The organism is Methylomicrobium lacus LW14 (assembly GCF_000527095.1).
Lineage (GTDB): Bacteria > Pseudomonadota > Gammaproteobacteria > Methylococcales > Methylomonadaceae > Methylomicrobium > Methylomicrobium lacus.
Window position 1 is genome coordinate 2,224,684 of record NZ_AZUN01000001.1, and the last position, 24,697, is coordinate 2,249,380.

Genomic DNA, 24,697 nt, shown 5'->3' on the forward strand with positions numbered 1-24,697 from the left:
AAGACATCGACTATGAAAATCGGCATTCAAACTTGGGGTTCCAATGGCGACATCCGGCCCTTGCTGGCGCTGGCCGATGGCTTGCAAAAAGCAGGGCATCAGGTCACGCTGGTGGTCAGCAGCATCGACAATCAAAGCTACCAGTCGATCTGCGAGCAAATGCACATCGGCTACCGGCAAGTCCCCGAACACATCGCATTCGATATGGAAGATTTTGCCGAACGCTCGTTTCGGATGAATCCTTTGCAATGGCTCCGGGCTTTATTGGATGAAGCCTTTTTTCCGACCGAAGCGTTAATCTATCGAGCCGCGGAGGCCCTCGTGGCCGAAAACGATTGCGTGATTGGCCATCATTTTCTTTACCCGCTAAAACTGGCGGCGCTACTGCAACATAAGCCATTTTACAGCGTGACTTTCTGTCATGCCGCCATTCCCAATCCGGTCTTGCCGCCGTTCAGCTTTCCGGATTTGGGTAAATGCCTCAATCCGATCAGCTGGAAACTGCTGGATGCGATTTTCAACTGGGTTTTGAAACAACCGCTGACGCGATTATGGCGAGAGGCAGGCTTAACACCGCCCGCCAATATGCTCAGCGAACTCTTAACCTCGCAGCAATTGAACCTGGTGGCGGTCGATCCGGTGTTTTGCCGGGGCAGCGAATATTGGTCCGCATTTCATCAAAGTTGCGGTTTTCTCAATTTGACCGAAGATACCCGGCGCTGGCGGTGGCCCGAATCCTTGTCGGCCTTTCTGGAAGCGGGACCGGCACCGGTGTATATGACCTTTGGCAGTTTGCAGCAGGCGGTACCGGAATGGAGCATGGGCCTATTTTTGCAGGCCGTGGAAAAATCCGCTTGCCGAGCCATCATCCAAACCAGTTCCGCCCATTATCCGGCAGGCAGCCAACAAGGCGATGTCTATTTTATCGGCAAACATCCGCATCAACCGGTATTCGCACGTTGTGCCGCCGTGGTGCACCATGGCGGCGCGGGCACGACCCATGCGGCGACGCGCGCAGGCTGTCCATCCGTGGTGGTGTCGTTCATGGACGAGCAATTGTTCTGGGCGAGGCAGCTTCAGTCCTTAGGCGTGGCCGGCAAACCGTTACCGGCAAAAAGCGTAACAGCTGAAGCCTTGGCGCAGACAATTGGGAAGATACTGTCAGAACCTTGCTATCGAGAACAAGCCCAGCGCATCGGAGCGCAAATGCAAACGCATGATGGCGTTGCCAGAGCCATCGCGTTACTGACGGAGAAATTTGAGTGTCAACCGGCCGCCAGCACGGGCGCGGCGGCCAGCAGCTTGCGGGTATAGTCATGCCGCGGCTCGATCAGCACCTGCTTCACCTCGCCATGCTCGACGATTTTGCCTCGGTACATCACCGCGACTTCGTCGGCGATTTCGGCAACGACCGCCAGATCGTGCGTGATGAACAGATAGCTGACCTGGCTTTCGCGCTGCAAGGTTTTCAATAATTCGATGATCTGCGCCTGCACCGACACGTCGAGCGCGCTGGTCGGCTCGTCGCAGACGATCAGCTTCGGGTTCACCGCCAGGGAGCGCGCGATGCAGATGCGCTGGCGCTGGCCGCCCGAGAATTCATGCGGATAACGCAGCGCCGCATCGGCCGGAAGACCAACCTGCTCGAGCAGCTGCCGGACCTTTTCCCGCCTGGCCTCGCTGCCGATGCCAGGATGCAGGGCGCGAAGGCCTTCCGCGACGATGTCGCCGACCAGCATGCGCGGATTCATCGACGAAAACGGGTCCTGAAACACGATCTGCATGTCCGCGCGCTTTTGCCGCAGCGCTTCCCCGCTCAATTGCCCGAGATCGACGCCATCGAGCTTGACCAGTCCCTCGCCGCCCGGAATCAGATTCAACAAGGCCTTGCCGAGCGTGGTCTTGCCGCAGCCGGATTCGCCGACCAGCGCCAAGGTCGTGCCGCGCGGAATCGTGAAACTGACGCCGTCGACCGCGCGCACATGATCGACCACGCGTTTGAACAGGCCCTTACGGATCGGATAGTAGCAGCGAAAATCCTCGACCTTCAGCAGCGGCGGCGCAGCCTGGGCCTGATGTTTCAGGCAACTCTGCATCGACGGCAAGGCCTTGAGCAGCTTTTGTGTGTAGGGATGTTTCGGCTGGTGGAAAAAATCCGGCAGCGCCCCGGACTCGACGATCTGGCCCCGCTGCATCACCGCGACCCGGTCCGCCATCGTCGACACCAGCGCCAGATCGTGGCTGATCAGCCACAGCGCCATGCCGGTGTGCTGCTGAATGCTTTTGAGCAGCGTGAGGATTTGCGCCTGAATCGTCACATCCAATGATGTGGTCGGCTCGTCCGCGATCAACAGATCCGGCTTGCCCGCCAGCGCAATCGCGATCATCACGCGCTGCCTTTGGCCGCCCGAGAGTTGATGCGGGTAATCGTTGATCCGCTGCTCCGGCTGAGGAATCTCGACCTGTTGCAGCAATTCCAGCACGCGCGCCTGCACGGCGGCCTTGGACAGCGAAAAATGGCTCTCGATCACTTCCGCGATCTGACTGCCGATCGTCATGACCGGATTCAAAGACGACATCGGGTCCTGAAAGATCAGCCCGATGCGGCGCCCGCGAACCCTGCATAATTCCAGCTCCGAATGTTCGAGCAGATTGTCGCCGTTCAGGGTGATCGCTTCGGCTTCGATGCTCGCGTTATCCGGCAGCAGACGCAGCACCGACAACGCGGTCATCGACTTGCCGGAACCCGATTCGCCGACCAGCGCGAAGGTTTCGCCTGGATTGATCGCGAAGCTGATGTTATCGACGACCTTTTGATGGCGATTGAAGGCAACACTGAGACTGTGAACAGACAATAGCGGATTCGTCATGCTAGCTCTTATATATTTCTTTTCTATGACCGATTTTTACAACCACGACATAAAGCACATCGTCTTCTATCTGAAAAATGACCCGATAGTTACCGACTCTGACCCTATATAAATCATGTTCACCGGATAATTTAATGACGCCATGATGACGCGGATTCTCAGCCAAGCGCATTAAAGCGTCGGAAATAGCTCGTTTTCGTTCTGGGATAAGCTTGGCAAATTGTCTATCGGCGGCTGGCGTAAATTTGATCTTATAAGCCATGCTTTGCCTTAATATCTTCCCAGTCAATGAATCCATCGCGCTTGGCTTCGGTCAACGCCGCACAGGCATCCATCGCGTCCTCCAAATCCTCCATGAGTTGCTCATATTCAGCAATAGGTAAAATGACCGATATTTTGTGACCTTCCGAATCGGTAATATATTGTTTTGCCATAGCTTTACCTCGCACCATTTTATGGAGAGATTATCCGTTGCCGGCTCGCCGCGGATCGAACGCATCCTGCACCACATCCGCAAACAGATTGGCCGCCAGGACCAGAATGAACATGAACACGAAGGCGGCGGTCAGCGACCACCAGACGACCGGCTCGCGGGCCATCTCCAGACGCGCGCCGTTGATCATGTTGCCCCAACTGTAGGTCGTCGGATCGACGCCGATGTTGATGTAGGACAATACCGCCTCGGCCAAGACCAGCGCGCTGAAATCGAGCACGACCGAGATCAAGACGATGTGCATCACGTTAGGCAGGATGTGCCGCGCCAGTATCGCGCCCTGTTTGACGCCCAAGGCCCTGGCCGCCTGCACGTATTCCATTTCCCTGAGTTTCAGCGTTTCGGCGCGGAGCAGCCGGCACAGGCCGGTCCAGCTGGTCACGCCGAGGATCATGCACAGAAACAACAGCCGCATGTCCGCGCGCACGACCACGCTGGTGAAGGCTTCCTCATGATTCGCCATGTACACCTGTACCATCAGGATCGACGCCGCGATCAGCAAGACGCCGGGGATCGAGTTCAGGGTCGTATAAATATACTGGATCAGATCGTCGATCCAGCCCTGAAAAAAACCGGCCAGGATGCCGAAAAAAATCGCCATCGGCAGCATGATCAAGGTCGTCAGCGTGCCGATCACGAGGCCGGTGCGGATGCTTTTAATCGTCTGATAAAACACGTCCTCGCCGACCTTGTCGGTGCCCAGAACATGATAATAGAGGGACAAATAACACAGCGCATAGCCGACCGTCACGATCGCAAAACCGACCGCCAGCGTGCTCCTGCCCGGGCCCGAGCCATGCAGGAATGGCTTTTGCCGCGCGGCAAAAATGCCCCACAGCATGAGCCCAAAAAACGCGCACAGGCTCGCGCCCTGGAACAGGCCGTATAAACCCTTTTTCAGTATATCGGCGGCAAGCTGCGTCTCGGGATCGCTCAAATGCGCGCCGCCGTATTTCAGGCGCGGATAGTCCCAATGCGCCGTGCCGTCGTCCTCCGTGACCATTTCCTTGCCGTAGCCGAATGCCGAAAACGGCGCCGAATAGGTTTTTTCGCCATGCCGGCGCATTGGCGCGGCCCAAGTGTCCAGCACACTGATCACATCGTTGCCGTCATCGCCGGAGGCCTTGAAATGGATAGAATCGGCGAGTCCGATCACGATGAAGAACAGCAGTACGATCAAGGATACCATGCCGCTATGGCTCGCGGCGATTTGACGGAGCGGACGCCTGAAATGCTCCTTGCCGCGAATCGTGACTCCCAGGCCGATCATCATCGCGATCAGCAGAAAGATCAAGGCGTCGGTCCATAAAACGATCATGCAAACAACCTGCGGTGTGAAAAGGGAAAGCGTTGGCTGCCGTTATTTTCCCATAATTTACGGCCGGTCGCGGCATTTTGATAATGCCGGGATATTTTCCGGTTCTATGATAAAATTCACCGGTTAACCCGGTGAACCGTATCCGACAGAATGACGCGGGCACCTAAGGGTAAGCCGGCACCGAGTCGCCGCCTTACCCACGCATTTTTTAACCATCAATGATTATAAAAACGCACATGAACAAACCTAAAAAAGTTGCAATTTTGACCGCCGGCGGCCTGGCCCCTTGCCTTAACTCTGCGATCGGCAGCCTGATCGAGCGCTACAATGAAATCGATCCGTCGATCGAAATCATCTGCTACCGCAGCGGTTACAAGGGCCTCTTGCTCGGCGACTATTACAAGGTCACCCAGGCGGTGCGCGACAACGCCGGCCTGTTGCAAAAATTCGGCGGTTCGGTGATCGGCAACAGCCGCGTCAAACTGACCAACGCGAAGGACTGCGTGAAGCGCGGCCTGGTTCAGGAAGGTCAGGACCCGCAAAAAGTCGCGGCCGACCAATTGGTTAAAGACGGCGTCGACGTATTGCACACGATCGGCGGCGACGACACCAATACCGCGGCGGCTGACCTCGCGGCGTTCCTGGCGCAAAACAACTACGGCCTGACTGTTATCGGTCTGCCGAAAACAGTCGACAACGACGTGTTCCCGATCAAGCAATCTTTGGGTGCATGGACCGCCGCCGAGCAAGGCGCGCGTTATTTCTGGAACGTGGTCGCGGAAAACAATTCGAACCCGCGCATGCTGATCGTGCACGAAGTGATGGGCCGCAGCTGCGGCTGGCTGACCGCCGCGACCGCAGTGGAATACCGGAAGCTCCTCGACCGCGCCGAATGGCTGCCGGATCTCGGCCTGAGCCGTGACACCTACGAAGTCCACGGCATTTTCGTGCCGGAAATGCACGTTGACCTGGCCGCCGAAGCGAAGCGTCTCCGCGCAGTGATGGACACCGTCGACTGCGTGAACATTTTCGTCTCCGAAGGCGCCGGCGTCGAAGCGATCGTCGCCGAAATGCAAGCGAAAGGCCAGGAAGTGCCGCGCGATGCGTTCGGCCACATCAAACTGGATGCGGTCAATCCGGGCAAATGGTTCGGCGAGCAATTCGCACAGATGATCGGCGCGGAAAAAACGCTGGTGCAAAAATCCGGCTATTTCGCGCGCGCGTCCGCCGCGAACGCCGAAGACATCCGCCTGATCAAATCCTGCGCCGACCTCGCGGTCGAATGCGCGATGCGCCGCGAGGCCGGCGTGATCGGCCATGACGAAGACAACGGCAACGTGCTGCGCGCGATCGAATTCCCGCGCATCAAGGGCGGCAAGCCGTTCGACATCGATGCGCATTGGTTCGAAAAAGCCCTGGGCGAAATCGGCCAGACCAAGGGCAAGAAGGTCAGCAGCGCGCATTAAGCTCCTCACCCAGACCTGCCCGATAAACCGGGCAGGTCTATGCCACCATCCAGCCGCTTATACTGGGATTTAGATATTCCTAAGTGTCCGCAAGCATCTGCGCGTAACCGCAACAAAATCAAGACCAACACGCCATCGTCCTCGTTCGGGGCGCAAACAAAAGCGCTCGTTTGCTTTGGAGCCTGGTTGTTAAGCCTTGTCTTTGAAACAAAGAATTTTTAGGCGCATTCGTAAGAGCGTTTATATTACGCTCACTTTTGACTCTAGCCTGCCCAACCATGGAGCGTTTCGAACGTATTTACCAGCTGCACCAACTCCTGTCCGGGCGCCGCACGCCGATCGCCAATCGGGAGCTTCGGGAACGGCTGGAATGTTCCGAAATCACCGTCAAGCGGCTGATCGACGTCATGCGCGCTCATTTCGCCGCGCCGATCATGTATGACCGGCAATTGAAGGGCTACCGCTACGACAATCAAAAGGGTGCCCATCCATGAATTGCCGGGACTCTGGTTCAACACCGAAGAACTGTGGGGCCTTCTGACCTGCCATGCCCTGCTCGGCAGATTGTCGCAAGGCCTTTTCGGCGACCCCATCGCTCAATTGCGCCAACGCGTCGGGGGCGTGAACGGTTACTCGCTTAAGCTCTAGTCGCTGGGCTGTTTATCTCCGCCCGATGGGCAGCTTTTGTGAAGAGGGGCGACCGATGCAGGGTCGGCCGATCATTTTATCAGCGCTACCCTACCGCAATCCAAATCCAGCGCCGCGTCGGGCGTAACCAAATTCCCGGCAACGATGGCTTTCGCTCTGGCTTCGGCCTTGGCTAGTTCATCAGCGAAAATGTCCGTTTCATATTCCTGACTGACAGCTTGGGTGAGCGACTCGCCGGGGGATTTTTCCGTGTTGTCCACATGAATGGTCGTAACGGTGGAGAGCCCCGGACGAATGGGGTGTTTCAATAACTCGTCTTCCCGCAAGGCAATGCGGACGGGCACCCGCTCGACGATATGGATGAAATTTCCGGTGGCGTTGTCGGGAGGCAACAAGGCGAAAACGCTGCCGGTCCCCGGCACCAACCCTTCAACAGTCCCTTGAAAAGTGTAGTTGCCTCCATAAAGATCCACGGCAACCTCCGCCAGCTGGCCCGGCCTAACGCGCCGCAGCTCGGTTTCCCGCAAGTTCGCCTCGACCCACAGATGATTCAATGGAACCAATGTCATCAGAGAGTCGCCCGGTTGCACCCGGTCGCCTATCTGGACCCGCCGTTTTGCGACATAGCCTGAAACCGGCGCATAAATTTGCTGACGGGTATACTCGATGTAAGCCGTGATAAATCGATGTTTGGCCGCTTCGATGTCGGGATGATCCTCTCTGCTGGTGCCGCCGATTCTGGCTTGAATCGCCTCGAGCTCGGATCTGGCCTCCAACATCTCGGCATCGAGCGCCGCCATTTGATCTTCGGCGTTTTGCAAAACCTGCTGCGACACCGAGCCGCTGGGTACGCCTTGCCGAAACCGGACGACATCATGGCGCACTCGGGCCAGTTTGGAGGCGCGCCCCATGAGTTTTTGGCACATTTGCCGATGCGTGGGGAAAAGCGCACCGATGTCCCGTACCGATTGACCAAGTTCGCCTTCGGTCTGTTTTAAAGCCGTTTGCGCGCGGTGCTCGTCAAGCCGGACTAAAAGATCGCCTTTTTTGACAAATTGGCTTTCCTCCACCAAGACATGAGTCACAATGCCGGTCGCGTCCGCTTCGACCGGAATCAGGTTGCCGGTGACGAAGGCATTATGGCTGACGATCAAGTCACGGCGATACAGCCAATAACCGGTATAAATCAAAGCCGACATGACCAACATTAAAATAACCCATTGCAAGCGACGCTTACGGAGGACGCGAATACCTTGATGATGCGTTTTCATAGAACGTGTCATTAACAAAACTCACTTCACTTTTTATCGAACATTGCCGGCATGGTAATCAACCATCGGAGCAAGCTGAAACCTTCGGGATGGTCCTGAGAATGCGCGATTTTCTGTTGCACGATCTTAAGATCATTGGAGTATCCGCCTCCTAGCGCTTCGATTAAATCCACCCTGGCGATCCAATGCTCGGCTTCCACCGCCTGCAAGGCATGTTCCTGGTCGAGCGCGGTGTATTCACGGCTCAGCGCGGTTTGGCGATCGTCCAGGCCAATACTGAAACGCTCTTCCGCGAGCGTCTGGTTCTTGCGTGACGAAGACAGCAAGCGAACTTGAGCTTTCAATATGGAATGGGTTTCCTCCCAACTGCTGAGACTATCCCCGACTTCCTGCACGGCGTGCAGCAAGGTATCGTTATAAAGCTCCACCGCGCCGTCGTACTCGGCGAGTTGAGCCGATAATTCTCCCCGCAGCCGTCCGCCCTCGAACAAGGGAAGGCGAACGCCGGGCGCCACGCCATAAGAGAAACTGGCGCCTGAAAATAACAGGTTGGCTAAACTGCTGGCGCCTTTGGTCATCGTCAACGCGTTGAAGCCGGCGAATGCGGTGAGATCGATGGTAGGCAGAAAGCTGGCTTTGGCCATTTTTATGCGCTCCGAAGCGGCCTCGGCACGGCGCAATGCCGCCGCCAGATCGGGACGATGGGCCAGCAGTTCCAGGGGCAGCTTCGCAGGCAATTGCAGGGCTTTTGAATCATGAATCCCGGCGGCGAACAGCTTATCCAGCGGAATCGGTCCGCCCCCTGTCAACCGCACCAGCAGATTTTTCTGAATATCCAATTGGTCGCGAAGACCGGCTTCGCGCTTGTTGGCCGCCTCCAATTCGATGCCGGCCTGTTCCACCGGGTCTTCGGAATCGAGTCCCAGTTTGAGCCGCATCTCGGCTAGATGCAGCATTTCCTTCCGCAACTCGACGATTTTTCGCGATAGATCGAGTTGCCTGCGCAACGCCAGTCCGCGGATATAGGAACGCGCGATCGCGGTCGTCAACAGCAGCCGGGTTTCGGCCATCTCCGCGTCTTCGGAAGCCGCTTCGCCGATCGCCGCTTCAAGCGCCGCGCGGTATTTTCCCCAAAAATCGAACTCATAGCGCAAACTCAAGGGATTCATTTTTCCGAAGACAATATTGGCGCCGGCCGCCTCTTCGCGATTGAGCGCCGCAAAAACGCCATGCTCCGAGATCCGTTCATTCGCAAACTCCGCATCCGCGTCCAGAAACGGCAGCAGGCGGGCGCCTTCCACGCGAATCAAGGCTTGCGCCTGACGCAGTCTGGCGGCCGCTGCCTTCAGGTCGGGATTGCCCTGCAAAGCCTTTGCCATCAGGCTATTGAGTTCTTCGCTGCCGAATTCGCGCCACCACTCCGGCTTCGGCCATTGTTTCGCCGGAGCCTTCGCCTTATCGAAATGGACATGCGATGAGATGTGTTCCGTGGACGGCGCCTCGATAAACCGCGCAGGCTTTTCGCCTTCGGGTATCCAGGCGCAGCCCGAGACGGCAAGCATTACCACGCCCGTTACGATCAGTATCCATCGGCGCGGTTTGAATGGACTCCTCATGGCTCCTCCATCAATTGTTCCGCTTGAATATCTTCTATCTCCTTGCGTCTGCCGGGATGTGCAGAAGGGTACGCCGGGGGAGCGAGCCAAATCAGGCCGGCGAGCCCCGCAAATAAATAACCGGCCAGTAAAAAAGCATCGTTCATGGCCAGGATGGCCGCTTGCTTCTTTATGAAAAGCCCGAATTCATGATTGATGGCCTCCGGCGCAACGCCGGCGGATTTCAACCGCAGCGAAAATTCTTGCAATAGGTTTAGCGAGGCGAAGCGTCTTCCGCCAAAATTATCCGCAAGATGCAGTTGATGGAACGGTGTCCTGCGAAAAAATAAAACGCCTTGCAAAGTAATGCCGAATGCCCCCGCCACGATACGCAGCAGGCCGGTTTCTTCGGCCGCGCGCCGTTCTTGCCGGCCCGACAACCCGTGTACGGTTAAACGGGTTAACGGCACAAAAAATGAACCCAGACAGAATCCGAGCAGCAGCATCGGCCAGAATACTTGATCGAACGAGGCGGCATCGTCGAATAGGCCGAGCCAGTACCAGACGCCCGCGAAGCCAAGAAAATTGAGACAGACCAGCCATCGCGCATCCCATTCCAGGGTCATCACATGCATCGCCAGGGTGACAGGAACGGCGAGCAGGATCATGGGCAGAAAAACCATGCTGGCTAAAAAAGAGGAATAACCCAGCAAGACCTGCAGTTGCACAATAAACAGCGACAGGATTCCCTGGATCAACAGAAATCCGACGGTCGAAGCGAGCGCGCCGATAACGAAATTGCCATGGCTAAAGAGGCGTATATCGAGCACCGGATGGCGCTCGCCTAGCTCCCAGACAACAAATAAAATTAAAGCGACGATGACCAGAGCCAGGACTACGCGCAAAAAAGCGGAGTCCAGCCAATCGAAATCGTTTCCCTGATTCAGAATGGTCTGAATACCGCCCAAAACGACGGCTAAAAGCACGAAACCGACAGCATCGAAACGGATGTAACTACGCTCGAATTCCCGGCCGGCAAGCAAGGCGCCGGCGATTGCGGCAACAATGAGAGCAACGGGGATATTTAAATAAAATAAGGAACGCCAGCCAAACTCGTCGGCAATAATGCCGCCGACTGAAAAACTGATCGTGAATGGCATCATGCTGATCAGTCCCCACACCCCCAAGCCCAGCAGCTTCAAGTGATCCGGATATTCTTCGAGCAGCAGGGACTGGCCAACCGGGAGCGTGAGCCCGCCCACTAACCCCAACAAAATGCGCGCCGGAAGGAATAGCCACAGGGTGTCGCTGATCGCGCACAAATAAGACGCCGACGCGTAGGCGACGAATGCCGCCACCCACACTGCACAAGCACCGTATTTGCCTGAAAGCCAGCGGCTTAACGGAAAACCCAATGCCAAGGCAATCATGAAATCGGTTTGAGCCCAAGTTCCAAAACTGGGTTTTACCCCACCCAAATCCCCGGCGACATGAGGCATTAAAGCAATATAAGCACCCGCATTGAACAAAACCGCCATATGCCCAGAAGCCAGCACGGCATTAAACAGGACGAAGCGCCAGCCGTGCAAGCGTTCACTAAAAGTCGTAGCCATGAATATTCAATTATTCGGCTGCTTTATTAGGCGGTGTATTTTTTATAATGCCTCATCCTTTGGGCAATTCGGCGTTTTTCAGACATATTTTTAGCTATTCTCAACAACGCGTATACATCTTGATAATATCCAAGTATATTTTTATTTTTCATTGCGGACGGCTCTATTGAATGTTGATTATTTATTAATTGATTTTCGTGGTCTGTTTATGCTTAACCTAATAAACCCAATGCCAACATACTGGAAAACACGACAAAAACAGCCCACCATTTGGCTTTGTTTGTTACGCATGCCGTCCGCCAAAACCCAAAAATATTTTCGTTCCACCGATGATAACTGTTGCGGAGCTTATATTTAACACTGCAACACCATGCAGATATCATGATAATCAGCATATAAAAAATAAGCGCCGCAATAATGAGCATGAGGTAAAAAGTTATTATCTGTGTAGCACGAGTATCGGTATGAAAAATATGTTCAACCAAGTGATCCAGAGTCGACTCCAGTATTTCAAATAAAATATGAAGGGACTCAAACGCAAGGTGAATAACCATATCTAATTGGCTAAAAACCATAATCGACAGGATTATCCACACAATAACTTTATGTGTTGTTGAAAATTTATTTTCATGGAAGACTTTCCAATTCATTGGAACTTGCCCCGCTAGCCATAACTCAGAAATACCTGAGATTTTTCCCGTTAACGTTTTATTTTAAAAAACCTCTCCGATTACCGTAACCCAGCCATTTCTAAACCATCATCTAGTAGAACTATCTTTATTTATCAATGCTTTATAATGTGACGAGCCTGGATATTTATGCAGCAATCGTAAATCAAAATTAGCATAGATGATAATAATTAGGATCGACATAACAACAACTTTAAATTTTGTTATGAGTTTCTTTTCATTGAAAATTTTACAATTCATTGGAGCTTGCCTCGCTAGCCATGATTAAATAATTTTTTATTTAAGCCGAGATGAGTGAATCTGCGATTAACATAACCCGGCCATTGCGAAGCGAACCGCAACAAACTAATAATTAGAAGCGTCATAACAAAAACTTTAAATTTCGCTATGAGTTTTTTTTCATCGATAGTTTTACAATTCATTGGAGTCTGCCTCGCTAGTCATGACTAAAGAATTTCTTCATTTAAGCCGCAATGAGTGAATCTGCGATTGACATAATCCAGTCATTACTCAACGACCCGCAACAAACAAAGAATTATCCAATCACATGATGGATAATGATAATCCAAACGTTACATTTGACAAGCGAATTTTATTTACACTTAATATCGGTTTATCGAATATTATTTTTGAGCCTGTAAAATAGGAAGAGGGCGGAAACAAGCGCGCGTTACCCGCCAGAAAATGGGCACTGCTTTGCCGGGCTCTAATTTCATGGAAAAATAAAGCCGGCAGAATCATAGATGTGTTCTGCCGGCTTGAATAGGATGCGTTTTCCCAGGACGCATCATAGGAAGGAGCCTTTCGCCTGGGAGTGAATTTATCGCTGACTATTATGCGAACGCGATCGTCAGAAGGATGACGGCATCTTCGATACCTTTAAGGGAATGCGGTTCTTCCGCCATAAGATAGAGCAGTTGGCCGGGATGTAACTCCTGTGTCACGCCCATCGCAGTAAACTCGATCTGTCCTTTAATGCATTGAACCACTAAGGGATCCGCTATTTTATGATTGGGGAGTTCTTTACCTTTGGGTACTACCAGACGCGCTAATTGTATTTGATCCGTTTTAACGATGATCTTGGTTCTTTCGCTGGACAGATCGCCCGCCCAATTCGCGAGATCAACAACTTCTCCAGGAGCTGCATGATGTGTTGCCATGATTATGGGTTTCCCTTTTTAAAAAAATTCATTAACTATTCTGGCTTCGCTTTCGGATTATTCCTATTGGATAGAAATCACTTCATTTCCTTCAGATCGCCCGCGGGAATGGCGCCATCGGAACGGCCTTTGAGATAGGCATACAAATCGTCGATGCCATCGACTACCATTTTATTGCCGCGGAATGAATACATAATCCCTCGCCCTTCAATAAGAACCCGACGGAACTGCTCCTTTGTCAGGTTTTCCATGCTGTGAAGTAAATTGGGATTGCTTACGTTGCCTTCGCCAGTAGGTCCGTGGCAACTTCCGCAAGCCTCCGTTCTGTAAATGTTCCAGCCGTTGAAAGTTGCTTTATCGACGCTGTTTCCTTCGACTGTATAGGGAGGTTGCGCGAAGGCAGCCGGGTTAAAGATGTATGCCAAGCCTATGCTCATGACGCAGACAGGCATCATTTTCCGATTGTAACGAGCTGTTTTATTCATGGTTGCCTCTCCTAAATAAGTTATGGATTATCACCGTATTATCTCCACGATCGATTCATCGGATATGTATTCTTACCCTCTTGGATCTTGTTATCGCAAAATATGAGAGCGTATTTATCTCTCTAAATTCCAATTTAAATTTGGAAAATAACGGGTGTCTCGTCTGCTTCGGAACAACCGACGGATTTTTTATCGATCCTGAAAAGGCGGGGATTGATCCCCGCCTATCGCAGCTATATCCCTTTCTGCTCGGGTGTCAAGGCGTTGAGCCAGCCTTCCACTTCCGGACTTAACTCCCCTTTGCCGGACAGCTTCAGGGTTTCCTTCAGATAGCCGTGCTCCACGATCGGCAAAGGCAAGATACCCTGACCGCCCATACCGTTGTGAGCCGTGATGCTGCCGTCCTTGAGATCGGACAACAATACCCGGCCGGCGACTTCCAGCTTATCCATGTCGATGACGATCAAATCGTTGGCGAATTTGCTCGCCACATAGGCGTAGTAGCCGCCGCCCTTCTTCATCCCGAAATGAGCGCCATGGCAGCCCGGTTCGCAAGGCAGGCTCTTGACCACCTTGTTGGTGGCGGTGTCGACGATGGTGACCGTCGCGCTCAAGGTATTGGCGGTGACCACATACTTGCCGTCCGGACTGACAGGCGTCTGGATCGGCAGCAGGCCATAGGCTTCGCCGCTGATCTTGCCGGTCACCGGATCGTAGTCCGCGGCCAGATTGATATCCTTCAGTTTTTTCTTGCCGGGAATATCGATGACCGTCAGCGAACTCAGCAGCGGAGGCGTGCCGAGCAAATTGGCGGCGTAAGCGGTGGAACCGTTCGGCGTGCCCCAGACAGCGATTGGAATGACGCCGCCGGTCGGGATCTCGGTGTTCGTATCGGTATTTAGATCCACCACCGATACGCTGCCGGCGAGCGCATTCGGGGTCACCATGTACTTGCTGTCTTCGGTGATATAGTGGCCGTGAGGTGACGTATGGGGGCCGGTATTGATGCTCTTCTGTGCAGACGGATTTTTGCCGCCTGTCATTTTGACCACCTGCTCTCCGGCGTTGATGGCGACATACAGCATGTCATCCGAAGGCCTTGAGATGACATGGGATGGCGATTCGCCGACCACGACCTCGCTATAGGTTTGGCCGCTGACGCGGTCGAAGGTGAGCAGTTTCTTATCGAACCACGCGGTCTGATAGATATTTTGATAGCGTTTGTCGGTCCACATGTTGTGGGGATTGTTCATATCTTCCTTGACGCCCTTGAACTTGCTGACTACGTTCCAGTCTCCCGTATTAATTCGTGTCGCGGTGCCGGCCTTTTTCTTGCCCTCGATCATCTCGAACTGCGTGTTGACCCAGACTTCGCCGACCCCCGGCGTGGCGGGCTTTTTCAATTCATTGGGCATGGTCATGCTAAGCGCGCTGAGACTGATCGTATTGCCCTCGATGTTGAGCGGAATGTCGGGCAGGCTGACGTCCCATTCGGGCTTGCTGTAATCGCGCCAGAGGCTCGGGGTGGTGGCCACGAAGAAAGTCCGCAGCAGGCGCTTGGCGATGTCGCTGCTGGCAGGCACTTTGGCGCCGGTCACCAATTGCAGTTCTTTGCCGATATCCAATCCTTTCGTGTCCGGATCGTCCACCACGACCGCACCGAACATGTAAGGATGCACCTTGCAGGTAAATACGTAGAGTCCCGGCTTATCGAAAGCCTGAGTCACGCTGGCGCTGGAGGGCTTTTCCTGATCGACCGGGAAGTTTTCCGCGCCCGCTGGCCACAAGAGGCTGGTAATGGTATGCTCGGTATTGGTGTCGGTCATCTTGATCATCGCCGCCTGCTTGGGCTTGAGGACCACCAAGGCATCGCCATCGACCGGATCTTTAAACCACAGGCCCGGCTCGTCCGACATTTCCAGTACCGCCGAAGGCATCAGCCCCGGCACGCTGAGAATGAGATCGTCAACCCCCGATTGAGCCGCCCAGGAAGACCCGGAGAAACCGGCCATCAAAATCGCTGCCGTTAATTTGGAAATTTTTGTCATGGCAATATTCTCCGGTTTTAATTTTCTATTACTCTGAAACCGCCCATCATGCCGCTCTGCATATGCTGCAGGACATGACAGTGGTAATGCCAGTTGCCGGGGCCCACCCCTTCGCCAGCCTTGATTACGAAGGCCTCCCGCACGATCGGACCGATATTGACGGTATCAACCAGATGCGAGGTTCCTGGTTGAATCCAGCGGTGGCCGTGCAGATGGAAGGTGTGGAAAGCCGTACCGATGCCGATGACATGGAAACGCACCAGTTCGTCCTCACGCGCTCCGATAGTTGGGTTAGTCCACAAGGGCACTTGGCGGTTGGCGAGATGGTTAAGCTCCATACCCCAGAAAGTGGTTTCGTGCATCCACAGGATGAACTCGCGCTTGATGTCCTTAAGATCCACCTGTTTTATCTGGCCGTCGATCATCGCCGAGACCTTGCCGCCCTTAGGGTTGATGATCAGGGTACCGTACAGGCCTTTGTCTTCGGCGCCCAGCATCGGATTGCCGAAGGCATGATCATGGTAGGGCCAGGTGCCGGCGGTGCCAGGCGCTGCCGTCCATTTATAGGTATAAGGTTTACCCGGAAAAGCAGCCTGATCGGCAGTGTGATTGAACACTTTCATCGTGCCGTCACTGTCCATCTTGTAATGGACGCCATGCACATGGATACTGACCGGCTCATTCGATCCCTTGATGTCTTGCTCCAGCGTCACTTCCGCCTTGTCTCCCTCGGTCATCATGATCGCAGGTCCCGGGATGGTCGGCTCGGTGCTATACTGATGGGTAATATCTTCGGTCTGCCCGGAAGCGTCGCGTATTTTGTGAGTCACCATCTGGTAAGCCAACTGTCCAGAGTCCAGTTTGGCTGCTTTCATCGTGATCAGGTGAGTTTTTCCCGACTCCGTGTTGGCTTGCGCCATGTGGGTAAACGTAAATACACAGAATATTAAAACGGCTATTTTTGTTGTCATTTTTATGCCTCTCTATCAAGTGAGCTGTAACTGAAGCTCCCGTTTCATCCTGCCCTATTGGAAAAACAGGGCTGAAAAGATCCCTGCAGACTTTCGCAAAAAAATTGTCTAATGAAGCGACGGTCGATCCGTCATCGATCGAGCCTGGCGAGAATTTTTTCCAAGTCCTCTTCAGCGTTTCTAAAGCCTAGCAAGCGAGCTTGCTTTGTAACTGGAGCCTCAATGGTCGCATGAGGAGGACCCGTTGAGCAGCCGGTTTACAAAGAAGCTCCAGTTGCAATTAGTGTAGACCCCAAAAAAAACTTTTGCAACTTATAAGTTTTATAAGATTATTTATAATTTTAAATAGCATGGAAGACACCTGTGTTATCCTTGCAAAAAACATTTTCCCGAATGAAGGTTGTCATGTCTCAAGAGATAAGTTCTCGCCAGAATCAAATACTTAAATTATTACTCGAGAACAGGAAAGGACTGTGCATCGACAACGTCGCCGATGCTTTGGATATTTCGAGAACCGCGGTTCAAAAACATTTTGCCGCGCTTGAAAATGAAGGCTACATTAAAAAAAAGACTTTGAATAAAACCGCCGGCCGGCCGGTTACGGTGTATGCGCTGACGGATAAGGGCATCAACTATTTTCCCAAGCAATATGCCTGGTTTTCGGAATTAATGCTGAGCGATTTGCGCCAGGAAATAGGCCCCGAGCGTTTTAGGGGCTATATGCGAAAATTGGGGCTCAAATTGGCAGAAAAGCTGCGCAAACGGTTTGAAGGGAACGAGCTCAATGAAAAAATCGATGAGCTGCTCAAAATCATGAATGAACTCGGCTATGAAGTACAAGCCGATGCCCGGATCGAATCCGATGAATTCAGTATCCAGGCGCATAATTGCGTCTACCATGACCTGGTTAAACAATACGACGAAATTTGCGAATTCGATCTCGCCTTAATAACGGCATTGCTGGGTGAAAAAGTAGAGCAGTTGAGTTGCTTGGCAAAAGGCGATTGCGCCTGCAATTTTAAAGTCAGTAAGAGATGACGCAAAATAATTCTCGACTCCCGTAGGCCATCGCTAAAGAACCTAACGTTAGGTTTTATACGGCTGGGATAAAAAGCTCATTTGAGCGCCGCACCGTCATAGCCTTGCTGCCGCCAGGCCTCGTACAAGGCGACCGCGACCGTATTCGACAGATTCAGGCTGCGGCTTTCCGGCCGCATCGGCAGATACAGGCATTGCGCCTCTCCCACCTCGGCCAGCAGGCTTGCCGGCAAGCCCCGGCTTTCGGGACCGAACAGCAAGGCATCGTCAGGATTGAACGCCGCGCCGCTGAACAGCGTCTTGCCTTTCGTGGTCATTGCAAAGAGCCGGCCGGGCCGCACCGTGTCAATGAAATCGGCCCATTTCGGATACACCTTCACCTCGGCCCATTCATGATAGTCGAGCCCGGCCCTCCGCAACTTCTTGTCTTCCAGTTCAAAACCCAACGGCTCGATCAAATGCAGCTTTGCGCCGGTATTGGCGCAAAGCCGAATGATGTTGCCGGTATTTGCCGGAATCTCCGGCTCGTACAACACGACATGAAACATCGCGCGCCGTTAGCCTTTGGCTGAAACCGGCGTCAGTTTCCAGATCTCGTTGTTATAATCGGCAATCGTGCGGTCGGTCGAGAATTTGCCGCTGGCGGCGCAGTTCATAATGCTCATCCGCGTCCAGCGCTCCTGGTCCTGATAGGCCTCTTCGACGCGGCGCTGCGCATCGAGGAAGCTGCGGAAATCCGCGATCGTCATCCACGGATCGTGCGGGCTTTTCAGCGAGGCGATGATCGGATCGAAGATGTCCGGCTCGAAGGAGTTGAAATAGCGTATCTCGAGCAGGTTCATCACCCGCTTCAGGTCTTCGTCGGCTTCGATGATCGAAACCGGATCGTAATGGTGACGTTTTTCCTCGACTTCCTGTTCGGTCAAACCGAAAAGGAAGAAATTCTCATCACCGACTTCCTCGCGGATTTCGATATTCGCGCCGTCAAGCGTGCCGATCGTCAACGAGCCGTTCATCATGAACTTCATGTTGCCGGTGCCGGACGCTTCCTTGCCGGCGGTCGAGATTTGTTCGGACAGATCGGCGCCCGGACAGATTTTTTCCATCGCCGACACCCGGTAATTCTGCAAAAACACCAGTTTCAGCTTATCGCCGACCACAGGATCGTTGTTGATCACATCAGCCACATTGTTGATCAGCTTGATGATCCGCTTCGCCATGAAATAGCCCGGCGCGGCCTTGCCGCCGATCAGCACGCAACGGTTGGTCCAGTTGGCGGTATCGCCGCGCTTGATGCGGTCGTACAGATGGATCACATGCAATACGTTCAGCAACTGGCGCTTGTATTCGTGAATCCGCTTGACCTGCACGTCGAACAATGCGTCCAGGTTGATATCGATGTCATGCTCAACTTTCTTCAGATCGACCAGGCGCTTCTTCGCATTATGGCGCACGGCCTGCCAGCGCTTTTGGAACTTTTTGTCGTCCGCAAATTTCTCGAGTTTTTTCAGCTGCGTCAGATCGGTCAGCCAGCCGTCGCCGATCGTTTCGCTGATCAGAGCGGCCAATTCCGGATTGCAGGACGCGAGCCAGCGGCGCGGCGTGACACCGTTCGTTTTATTGTTGAACTTTTCCGGCCACAACTCGTAAAAGTCACGGAACAAGCCCTGTTGCAGCAACTTCGAATGCAATTCCGCGACGCCGTTGACCGAGAAGCTGCCGACGATTGCGAGATAGGCCATTCTGACATGTTGTTCGTGACCTTCCTCGATCAGCGACATGCGCGTCAGACGATCGGTGTCGCCGGGCCAGCGTGCCGACACTTCGGTCAGGAAATCCGCGTTGATTTGAAAAATGATTTCCAAAAGGCGCGGCAACAGGCTTCTGAACAGCGATACCGACCATCTTTCCAGAGCTTCCGGCAACAACGTATGGTTCGTATAAGCCATCGTTTCGCGCGTGATCAGCCAGGCCTCATACCATTCGAGATCATGCTCGTCGATCAACAACCGCATCAGCTCGGCGACCGCGATGCTCGGATGCGTGTCGTTCAATTGAAAACAATTCTTCGCCGCGAACTGGCTGAAATCCTTGCCGTGGCGGCCGACCCATTTTTCGAGCACGTCTTGCAGACTCGCCGAAGCCAACAGATATTGCTGCTTCAGGCGCAAGGCCTTGCCGTTTTCGTTCGCGTCGTTCGGGTACAGCACCATCGTAATGTTTTCGGCTGTGTTTTTCGCGGCGACCGACTCGGCGTAATCGCCGGCATTGAACTCGTCCAGATTGAATTCCTCGGTCGCGGCCGCCTTCCACAGGCGCAAGGTATTGACCGTGCCGTTCTGGAAACCCGGAATCGGCGTATCGAAAGGTATCGCCAACACATCATGCGTATCGACCCACGCCACCCGTTTCTTGCCGTATTCATCGACGAGCACCTCGGTGCGGCCGCCGAACTTGATTCTTTGCTTGAATTCGAGGCGTTCAATCTCCCAGACATTGCCGTTGCGCAGCCAATGGTCGGGCTTTTCGACCTGCTCGCCGCTTACGATCATTTGCGTGAACATGCCGTATTCGTAACGCAGGCCATAACCGGTAACCGGCAGTTGCAGCGTTGCACAACTGTCGATGAAGCAGGCCGCCAAACGACCGAGGCCACCGTTACCGAGTCCCGCGTCGGGCTCGTTATCGACCAACTCTTCCAATTCCAGGCCCAGATCATACAACGCGTTTTTCGCCGTATCGTTGATCCCGAGGTTCAGCATCGCATTACTCAGCGTACGCCCCATCAAAAATTCCATCGACAGGTAATAGGCGCGTTTGCAGTCTGCCTCTTTGTAGGCGTTATAGGTTTTTTTCCAACGCTCGATCAAGCGGTCGCTGATCGCCAGCGAGAACCCCTCGTAGGCATAATGCAGCGAACAGCAATGCTCATCCCGGCCCAGCCTGTGTCCATAGTAACGCTTGAAATCCTCCTTCAGGCCTTCCTTGTCCATTCCCAGAGCAGGCAGCTTCGTAATATCGGCTTTCGGTTGACTCTTTGTTAATTGTCTCTTAGGCATCGGTCAAATTACGGTAAGTTGATAATAGATGACGGCCATTTTAGGCGTTTCAAATAAAACATTCAGCAAAGTTTTCAGATTTTCGCCGATCTTCGTCAAATTTGCGCCAACGGCCCTATTTTGGAGCGAAAACAGCGAATCTGAAACGCATACTTTGCCAAGATGCCGCATCAGCCGCCTCACCGCCCTCTTTTCGGTAAAACATGCAAATCTCGTGCCGACACCCTGGAAGCGCAAGCCGCTATGGACGGATTTAAGATTGAACATTACAATTTTGCCAAGAAACGAGTAGAATACAGGAGATATTGCCGGAAGAATGACTTATAATTAGCGGTTCTTCGATGCGTTTTGAACGCATCGGGATTAACCATGCGGCAAAACACAAAGCCGGACCGCCGGCTTGAGAACAATTCAGGTTGAACGAGGTATTGGGGTGGAATTAAGCGGCGCACAAATTTTGGTGCAGAGTCTTAAAGACGAAGGCGTTGAATATATTTTCGGCTATCCTGGCGGAGCGGTGTTGCACTTGTACGATGCACTGTTCCAGCAACAGGACATCAAGCACATTCTGGTCCGGCACGAGCAAGGCGCGACCCATGCGGCCGACGGCTATGCGCGCGCGACCGGCAAGCCCGGCGTCGTGCTGGTCACCTCGGGTCCCGGCGCGACAAACGCGATCACCGGCATCGCGACTGCCTTCCTGGACTCGATCCCGCTGGTCGTGATCTCCGGGCAAGTCTCGATGCCGGTGATCGGCAGCGACGCCTTCCAGGAAGTCGACATGATCGGCATCAGCCGCCCCTGCGTGAAGCACAACTTCCTGGTCAAGGACGTGACCAAGCTCGCCGAAACGGTCAAGAAGGCATTCTATATCGCGACCACCGGCCGCCCCGGCCCGGTCGTGGTCGATATCCCGAAAGACATGACCGACCCCAACATCAAGGTGCCGTATCACTACCCGAAAAAGGTGTCGATCCGCTCCTACAATCCGACCGTGGTCGGCCATAAAGGCCAGATCAAGAGAGCGGTCGATTTGCTGCTGTCCGCGGAACGCCCGATCATTTACTCCGGCGGCGGCGTCGTACTCGGCGAAGCGAGCCGGGAACTGACCGAATTCACCCGCCTGCTCGGCTATCCGATCACCAATACCCTGATGGGGCTTGGCGCCTACCCGGCGACCGACAAGCAATTCATCGGCATGCTCGGCATGCACGGCACCTATGAAGCGAACATGGCGATGCACGAGAGCGACGTGATCATCGCGATCGGCGCGCGCTTCGACGACCGGGTGACCGGCAAGCTGGACAGATTTTGCCCGCACGCGAAGATCATCCATATCGATGTCGATCCGGCGTCGATTTCGAAGACCGTCAAGGTCGACATTCCGATCGTCGGCGAGGTGAAGCCGGTATTGGAGCAAATGATCGAACTGATCAAGGATCACAAACATAAGCCGCACAAAAAGGCGCTGGAAGCCTGGTGGGCGCAAATCGGCGAGTGGCAGGCGCTGAAATGCCTGGAATACGATCGCAATAGCCCCTTGATTAAGCCGCAATATGTGATTGAACAACTCTGGGAAGTCACCAAGGGCAACGCCTACATCACCTCCGATGTCGGCCAGCACCAGATGTGGGCCGCGCAATATTACCGCTTCGATAAGCCGCGCCACTGGATCAACTCCGGCGGCCTCGGCACGATGGGGTTCGGCATGCCGGCCGCGATCGGCGTCAAGCTCGGTTTCCCGGACGCCGATGTCGCCTGCGTGACCGGCGAAGCCAGCATCCAGATGTGCATTCAGGAATTGTCGACCGCGTTGCAATACGACACGCCGATCAAGATCATCAACCTGAACAACCGCTACATGGGCATGGTGCGGCAGTGGCAGGAGTTTACCTACGAAAGCCGTTACTCGCATTCTTACATGGACACGATTCCGGATTTCGTCAAACTGGCCGAGGCCTATGGTCATGTCGGCATGCACATCGACAAGCCGGAACAAGTCCGGCCGGCGCTCGAACAGGCATTTGCGATGAAAGACCGGACCGTATTCCTGGACATCATCACCGATCGCACCGAAAACGTGTTTCCGATGATCGAAGCCGGCAAGGCTCATAACGACATGAAGCTTCGGGGTCTCGACTCCGCCTCAACAGACGACAGGGAATTGGCCTAATGAGACACATCATCTCCGTTTTGATGGAAAACGAATCCGGCGCGCTGTCGCGCGTCGCGGGCCTGTTTTCCGCACGCGGCTACAATATCGAATCCTTGACCGTCGCGGCAACCGAAGATCCGACTTTATCCAGGATGACGATCGTGACGCGCGGCAGCGACGACATCATCGAACAGATCACCAAACAGCTGAACAAGCTGATCGACGTGGTCAAGGTGCTCGATCTAGCCGATGTCGGCGCGCATATCGAACGCGAACTGATGCTGATCAAGATCAGGAGCACCGAGCAGAACCGGCTTGAAATCAGAAGCCTCGCGGACATTTTCCGCGGCAAGATCGTCGACGTGACGGCATCCACTTATGTCGTCGAGATGACAGGCCCATCCGAAAAGCTCGACGCGTTCATCGCCGCGATCGCGGCCGAAGCGATCATCGAAGTCGTTCGCTCCGGCCCGACCGGCATTTCGCGCGGCGAAAGCGGCCTGCACTTATAAGCCAAACGCACCGTTTCATTTTCCAATTAAAAAGTCACAACAGGTACAACAATGCAAGTTTATTACGACAAAGATGCGGATCTTTCGATCATCAAATCCAAAAAAGTCGCGATCATCGGCTACGGTTCCCAAGGCCATGCGCATGCGAACAACTTAAAAGACTCGGGCGTCGATGTGGTAGTGGGCTTGCGGCCGAATTCGGCTTCGGTCGCGAAGGCGCAAGGCTCCGGCCTGGCCGTCCAGGACGTTGCGCAAGCGGTTGCCGGCGCCGACGTGGTAATGATTCTGACGCCTGACGAATTTCAAGCACAGCTGTACAAGACCGAAATCGAGCCGAACATCAAACAGGGCGCGACCCTGGCGTTTGCGCACGGTTTCTCGATCCTGTTCAACCAGGTCGTACCGCGCGCCGACCTCGACGTGGTAATGATCGCACCGAAGGCGCCCGGCCACACGGTCCGCTCCGAATTCGTCCGCGGCGGCGGTGTGCCCGATCTGATCGCGGTGCAGCAAGACGCTTCCGGTAACGCAAAGGCCCTATGCCTGTCCTACGCATCGGCGATCGGCGGCGGCCGTTCCGGCATCATCGAAACCACCTTCCGCGACGAAGCCGAAACCGATTTGTTCGGCGAACAGGCCGTTCTCTGCGGCGGCGCGGTCGAACTGGTCAAAGCCGGCTTCGAAACTCTGGTCGAAGCCGGTTACGCGCCGGAAATGGCCTATTTCGAATGCTTGCACGAGCTGAAACTGATCGTCGACCTGATGTACGAAGGCGGCATCGCGAACATGAACTATTCGATCTCGAACAACGCCGAATACGGCGAATACGTGACCGGCCCGCGCGTGATCAACGACGAAAGCCGCCGCGCGATGAAAGAAGCGCTGAACAACATCCGTAACGGCGAATACGCGAAACGCTTCATCATGGAAGGCGCGACCAACTATCCGGAAATGACCGCTCGCCGCCGTCTGAACGCGGAACATCCGATCGAAGTCGTCGGCGAAAAACTGCGCGCGATGATGCCGTGGATCAAGGCGAACAAAATCGTCGATAAAGCCAAAAACTGATCCGCTTCATTCGGCTCGACAAAAAGCCCGTCACATGACGGGCTTTTTTTTGCCTAACGAAAATCACTACCCCCCCCCCCGCAACGCCTGTCTAATTTTTCGGCTCAGTTGAAAAACACATACACTTTTTCCAAAAATCTGCTATCTTAATCAACTGACCCAAATCGTTAACGAGCACCACCCTCCCCGACAACCGTCTGCTCGCTATTCCTGCGGGCGTTCATCGCGGATTCATCTT

The 24,697-nt window shown here is 54.0% G+C and carries 23 protein-coding genes; 9 read left to right on the forward strand and 14 right to left on the reverse strand.

Annotation, left to right across the window (positions count from 1 at the left end; genetic code table 11):
• Window positions 1–12: 12 nt before the first annotated feature.
• Window positions 13–1,314, forward strand: a complete 1,302-nt coding sequence (locus METLA_RS0110055) for a glycosyltransferase (protein ID WP_024298432.1) — start codon at window positions 13–15, stop codon at window positions 1,312–1,314.
• On the opposite strand, the gene METLA_RS0110060 is transcribed toward METLA_RS0110055, so the two are convergent.
• From METLA_RS0110060 to METLA_RS0110075, 4 genes are read right to left on the reverse strand one after another with little or no spacing between them, the layout of a single operon-like run.
• Window positions 1,266–2,870, reverse strand: coding sequence for an ABC transporter ATP-binding protein (locus METLA_RS0110060; RefSeq protein ID WP_024298433.1), 1,605 nt, complete (start codon window positions 2,868–2,870; stop codon window positions 1,266–1,268). The two genes, METLA_RS0110055 and METLA_RS0110060, sit on opposite strands and share 49 nt — an antisense overlap.
• Before the next feature lies 1 nt (window position 2,871).
• Window positions 2,872–3,132: a type II toxin-antitoxin system RelE family toxin gene (locus METLA_RS0110065; RefSeq protein ID WP_024298434.1), complete on the reverse strand. Its 261-nt coding sequence runs from the start codon at window positions 3,130–3,132 to the stop codon at window positions 2,872–2,874.
• Window positions 3,122–3,304 (reverse strand): hypothetical protein, encoded by a 183-nt coding sequence (locus METLA_RS0110070; RefSeq protein WP_029646580.1) that lies wholly within the window; start codon window positions 3,302–3,304, stop codon window positions 3,122–3,124. The genes METLA_RS0110065 and METLA_RS0110070 overlap by 11 nt, the downstream gene beginning before the upstream one ends.
• Window positions 3,305–3,334: 30 nt before the next feature.
• The gene (locus METLA_RS0110075; protein ID WP_024298436.1) at window positions 3,335–4,681 is read right to left on the reverse strand and encodes an ABC transporter permease; all 1,347 of its coding nucleotides are present in this window, start codon (window positions 4,679–4,681) and stop codon (window positions 3,335–3,337) included.
• A gap of 236 nt (window positions 4,682–4,917) precedes the next feature.
• Here METLA_RS0110075 and METLA_RS0110080 point away from each other — a divergent pair, with 236 nt between their 5' ends.
• The 3 genes from METLA_RS0110080 to METLA_RS23525 all read left to right on the forward strand — a co-directional run bounded on the left by METLA_RS0110080 (window position 4,918) and on the right by METLA_RS23525 (window position 6,795).
• Complete coding sequence (locus METLA_RS0110080; RefSeq protein ID WP_024298437.1) at window positions 4,918–6,147, forward strand: pyrophosphate--fructose-6-phosphate 1-phosphotransferase; 1,230 nt, start codon at window positions 4,918–4,920, stop codon at window positions 6,145–6,147.
• A 278-nt stretch (window positions 6,148–6,425) separates the two neighbouring features.
• Window positions 6,426–6,641 (forward strand): HTH domain-containing protein, encoded by a 216-nt coding sequence (locus METLA_RS23520; RefSeq protein ID WP_024298438.1) that lies wholly within the window; start codon window positions 6,426–6,428, stop codon window positions 6,639–6,641.
• Window positions 6,628–6,795, forward strand: a complete 168-nt coding sequence (locus tag METLA_RS23525; RefSeq protein ID WP_245598777.1) for a hypothetical protein — start codon at window positions 6,628–6,630, stop codon at window positions 6,793–6,795. The genes METLA_RS23520 and METLA_RS23525 overlap by 14 nt, the downstream gene beginning before the upstream one ends.
• Window positions 6,796–6,866: 71 nt before the next feature.
• Here METLA_RS23525 and METLA_RS0110095 read toward each other — a convergent pair whose 3' ends face one another.
• The 8 genes from METLA_RS0110095 to METLA_RS0110130 all read right to left on the reverse strand — a co-directional run bounded on the left by METLA_RS0110095 (window position 6,867) and on the right by METLA_RS0110130 (window position 16,531).
• Complete coding sequence (locus METLA_RS0110095) at window positions 6,867–7,994, reverse strand: HlyD family secretion protein (RefSeq protein ID WP_245598778.1); 1,128 nt, start codon at window positions 7,992–7,994, stop codon at window positions 6,867–6,869.
• Between the two features lie 98 nt (window positions 7,995–8,092).
• The gene (locus METLA_RS0110100; protein ID WP_024298440.1) at window positions 8,093–9,682 is read right to left on the reverse strand and encodes an efflux transporter outer membrane subunit; all 1,590 of its coding nucleotides are present in this window, start codon (window positions 9,680–9,682) and stop codon (window positions 8,093–8,095) included.
• On the reverse strand, window positions 9,679–11,274 hold the full coding sequence (locus METLA_RS0110105; RefSeq protein WP_024298441.1) for a DHA2 family efflux MFS transporter permease subunit: 1,596 nt from the start codon (window positions 11,272–11,274) through the stop codon (window positions 9,679–9,681). The genes METLA_RS0110100 and METLA_RS0110105 overlap by 4 nt, the downstream gene beginning before the upstream one ends.
• Window positions 11,275–11,486: 212 nt before the next feature.
• Window positions 11,487–11,924, reverse strand: coding sequence for a hypothetical protein (locus METLA_RS0110110; RefSeq protein WP_024298442.1), 438 nt, complete (start codon window positions 11,922–11,924; stop codon window positions 11,487–11,489).
• A gap of 872 nt (window positions 11,925–12,796) precedes the next feature.
• Window positions 12,797–13,123 carry a cupin domain-containing protein gene (locus METLA_RS0110115; RefSeq protein WP_024298443.1) on the reverse strand — a complete coding sequence of 109 codons (327 nt, stop codon included), beginning with the start codon at window positions 13,121–13,123 and terminating at the stop codon, window positions 12,797–12,799.
• Between the two features lie 77 nt (window positions 13,124–13,200).
• Window positions 13,201–13,608: a c-type cytochrome gene (locus tag METLA_RS0110120; RefSeq protein WP_029646581.1), complete on the reverse strand. Its 408-nt coding sequence runs from the start codon at window positions 13,606–13,608 to the stop codon at window positions 13,201–13,203.
• A gap of 233 nt (window positions 13,609–13,841) precedes the next feature.
• Window positions 13,842–15,656 (reverse strand): YVTN family beta-propeller repeat protein, encoded by a 1,815-nt coding sequence (locus tag METLA_RS0110125; RefSeq protein ID WP_024298444.1) that lies wholly within the window; start codon window positions 15,654–15,656, stop codon window positions 13,842–13,844.
• A gap of 17 nt (window positions 15,657–15,673) precedes the next feature.
• Complete coding sequence (locus tag METLA_RS0110130) at window positions 15,674–16,531, reverse strand: multicopper oxidase domain-containing protein (protein ID WP_245598779.1); 858 nt, start codon at window positions 16,529–16,531, stop codon at window positions 15,674–15,676.
• Between the two features lie 501 nt (window positions 16,532–17,032).
• Between METLA_RS0110130 and METLA_RS0110135 the strand changes: the two genes are divergently transcribed.
• Window positions 17,033–17,665, forward strand: a complete 633-nt coding sequence (locus METLA_RS0110135; protein ID WP_024298446.1) for a helix-turn-helix transcriptional regulator — start codon at window positions 17,033–17,035, stop codon at window positions 17,663–17,665.
• A gap of 77 nt (window positions 17,666–17,742) precedes the next feature.
• On the opposite strand, the gene trmL is transcribed toward METLA_RS0110135, so the two are convergent.
• Both trmL and METLA_RS0110145 read right to left on the reverse strand, forming a co-directional pair.
• Window positions 17,743–18,213, reverse strand: coding sequence for a tRNA (uridine(34)/cytosine(34)/5-carboxymethylaminomethyluridine(34)-2'-O)-methyltransferase TrmL (gene trmL / locus METLA_RS0110140; protein ID WP_024298447.1), 471 nt, complete (start codon window positions 18,211–18,213; stop codon window positions 17,743–17,745).
• Between the two features lie 9 nt (window positions 18,214–18,222).
• Window positions 18,223–20,724, reverse strand: a complete 2,502-nt coding sequence (locus tag METLA_RS0110145; protein WP_024298448.1) for a glycogen/starch/alpha-glucan phosphorylase — start codon at window positions 20,722–20,724, stop codon at window positions 18,223–18,225.
• A 28-nt stretch (window positions 20,725–20,752) separates the two neighbouring features.
• On the opposite strand from METLA_RS0110145, the gene METLA_RS23335 reads away from it, so the two are divergent.
• From METLA_RS23335 to ilvC, 4 genes are all read left to right on the forward strand, one after another.
• Complete coding sequence (locus METLA_RS23335; RefSeq protein ID WP_152539419.1) at window positions 20,753–21,016, forward strand: hypothetical protein; 264 nt, start codon at window positions 20,753–20,755, stop codon at window positions 21,014–21,016.
• Window positions 21,017–21,157: 141 nt separating this feature from the next.
• Window positions 21,158–22,897, forward strand: a complete 1,740-nt coding sequence (locus METLA_RS0110155) for an acetolactate synthase 3 large subunit (RefSeq protein WP_024298450.1) — start codon at window positions 21,158–21,160, stop codon at window positions 22,895–22,897.
• A complete protein-coding gene (gene ilvN / locus METLA_RS0110160; RefSeq protein WP_024298451.1) occupies window positions 22,897–23,391 on the forward strand; it encodes an acetolactate synthase small subunit in 495 nt (164 codons plus the stop codon). The genes METLA_RS0110155 and ilvN overlap by 1 nt, the downstream gene beginning before the upstream one ends.
• Window positions 23,392–23,442: 51 nt before the next feature.
• Window positions 23,443–24,459: a ketol-acid reductoisomerase gene (gene ilvC / locus METLA_RS0110165; protein WP_024298452.1), complete on the forward strand. Its 1,017-nt coding sequence runs from the start codon at window positions 23,443–23,445 to the stop codon at window positions 24,457–24,459.
• Window positions 24,460–24,697: the final 238 nt, after the last annotated feature.

Excerpts from the sequence above, each read along its gene's own strand:
- METLA_RS0110055 (WP_024298432.1), top strand. The coding sequence starts at position 13 with ATGAAAATCGGCATTCAAACTTGGGGTTCCAATGGCGACATCCGGCCC.
- METLA_RS0110060 (WP_024298433.1), bottom strand. The coding sequence starts at position 2,870 with ATGACGAATCCGCTATTGTCTGTTCACAGTCTCAGTGTTGCCTTCAAT.
- METLA_RS0110065 (WP_024298434.1), bottom strand. The coding sequence starts at position 3,132 with ATGGCTTATAAGATCAAATTTACGCCAGCCGCCGATAGACAATTTGCC.
- METLA_RS0110070 (WP_029646580.1), bottom strand. The coding sequence starts at position 3,304 with ATGGCAAAACAATATATTACCGATTCGGAAGGTCACAAAATATCGGTC.
- METLA_RS0110075 (WP_024298436.1), bottom strand. The coding sequence starts at position 4,681 with ATGATCGTTTTATGGACCGACGCCTTGATCTTTCTGCTGATCGCGATG.
- METLA_RS0110080 (WP_024298437.1), top strand. The coding sequence starts at position 4,918 with ATGAACAAACCTAAAAAAGTTGCAATTTTGACCGCCGGCGGCCTGGCC.
- METLA_RS23520 (WP_024298438.1), top strand. The coding sequence starts at position 6,426 with ATGGAGCGTTTCGAACGTATTTACCAGCTGCACCAACTCCTGTCCGGG.
- METLA_RS0110095 (WP_245598778.1), bottom strand. The coding sequence starts at position 7,994 with ATGTCGGCTTTGATTTATACCGGTTATTGGCTGTATCGCCGTGACTTG.
- METLA_RS0110100 (WP_024298440.1), bottom strand. The coding sequence starts at position 9,682 with ATGAGGAGTCCATTCAAACCGCGCCGATGGATACTGATCGTAACGGGC.
- METLA_RS0110105 (WP_024298441.1), bottom strand. The coding sequence starts at position 11,274 with ATGGCTACGACTTTTAGTGAACGCTTGCACGGCTGGCGCTTCGTCCTG.
- METLA_RS0110110 (WP_024298442.1), bottom strand. The coding sequence starts at position 11,924 with ATGAATTGGAAAGTCTTCCATGAAAATAAATTTTCAACAACACATAAA.
- METLA_RS0110115 (WP_024298443.1), bottom strand. The coding sequence starts at position 13,123 with ATGGCAACACATCATGCAGCTCCTGGAGAAGTTGTTGATCTCGCGAAT.
- METLA_RS0110120 (WP_029646581.1), bottom strand. The coding sequence starts at position 13,608 with ATGAATAAAACAGCTCGTTACAATCGGAAAATGATGCCTGTCTGCGTC.
- METLA_RS0110125 (WP_024298444.1), bottom strand. The coding sequence starts at position 15,656 with ATGACAAAAATTTCCAAATTAACGGCAGCGATTTTGATGGCCGGTTTC.
- METLA_RS0110130 (WP_245598779.1), bottom strand. The coding sequence starts at position 16,531 with ATGAAAGCAGCCAAACTGGACTCTGGACAGTTGGCTTACCAGATGGTG.
- METLA_RS0110135 (WP_024298446.1), top strand. The coding sequence starts at position 17,033 with ATGTCTCAAGAGATAAGTTCTCGCCAGAATCAAATACTTAAATTATTA.
- trmL (WP_024298447.1), bottom strand. The coding sequence starts at position 18,213 with ATGTTTCATGTCGTGTTGTACGAGCCGGAGATTCCGGCAAATACCGGC.
- METLA_RS0110145 (WP_024298448.1), bottom strand. The coding sequence starts at position 20,724 with ATGCCTAAGAGACAATTAACAAAGAGTCAACCGAAAGCCGATATTACG.
- METLA_RS23335 (WP_152539419.1), top strand. The coding sequence starts at position 20,753 with ATGACGGCCATTTTAGGCGTTTCAAATAAAACATTCAGCAAAGTTTTC.
- ilvN (WP_024298451.1), top strand. The coding sequence starts at position 22,897 with ATGAGACACATCATCTCCGTTTTGATGGAAAACGAATCCGGCGCGCTG.
- ilvC (WP_024298452.1), top strand. The coding sequence starts at position 23,443 with ATGCAAGTTTATTACGACAAAGATGCGGATCTTTCGATCATCAAATCC.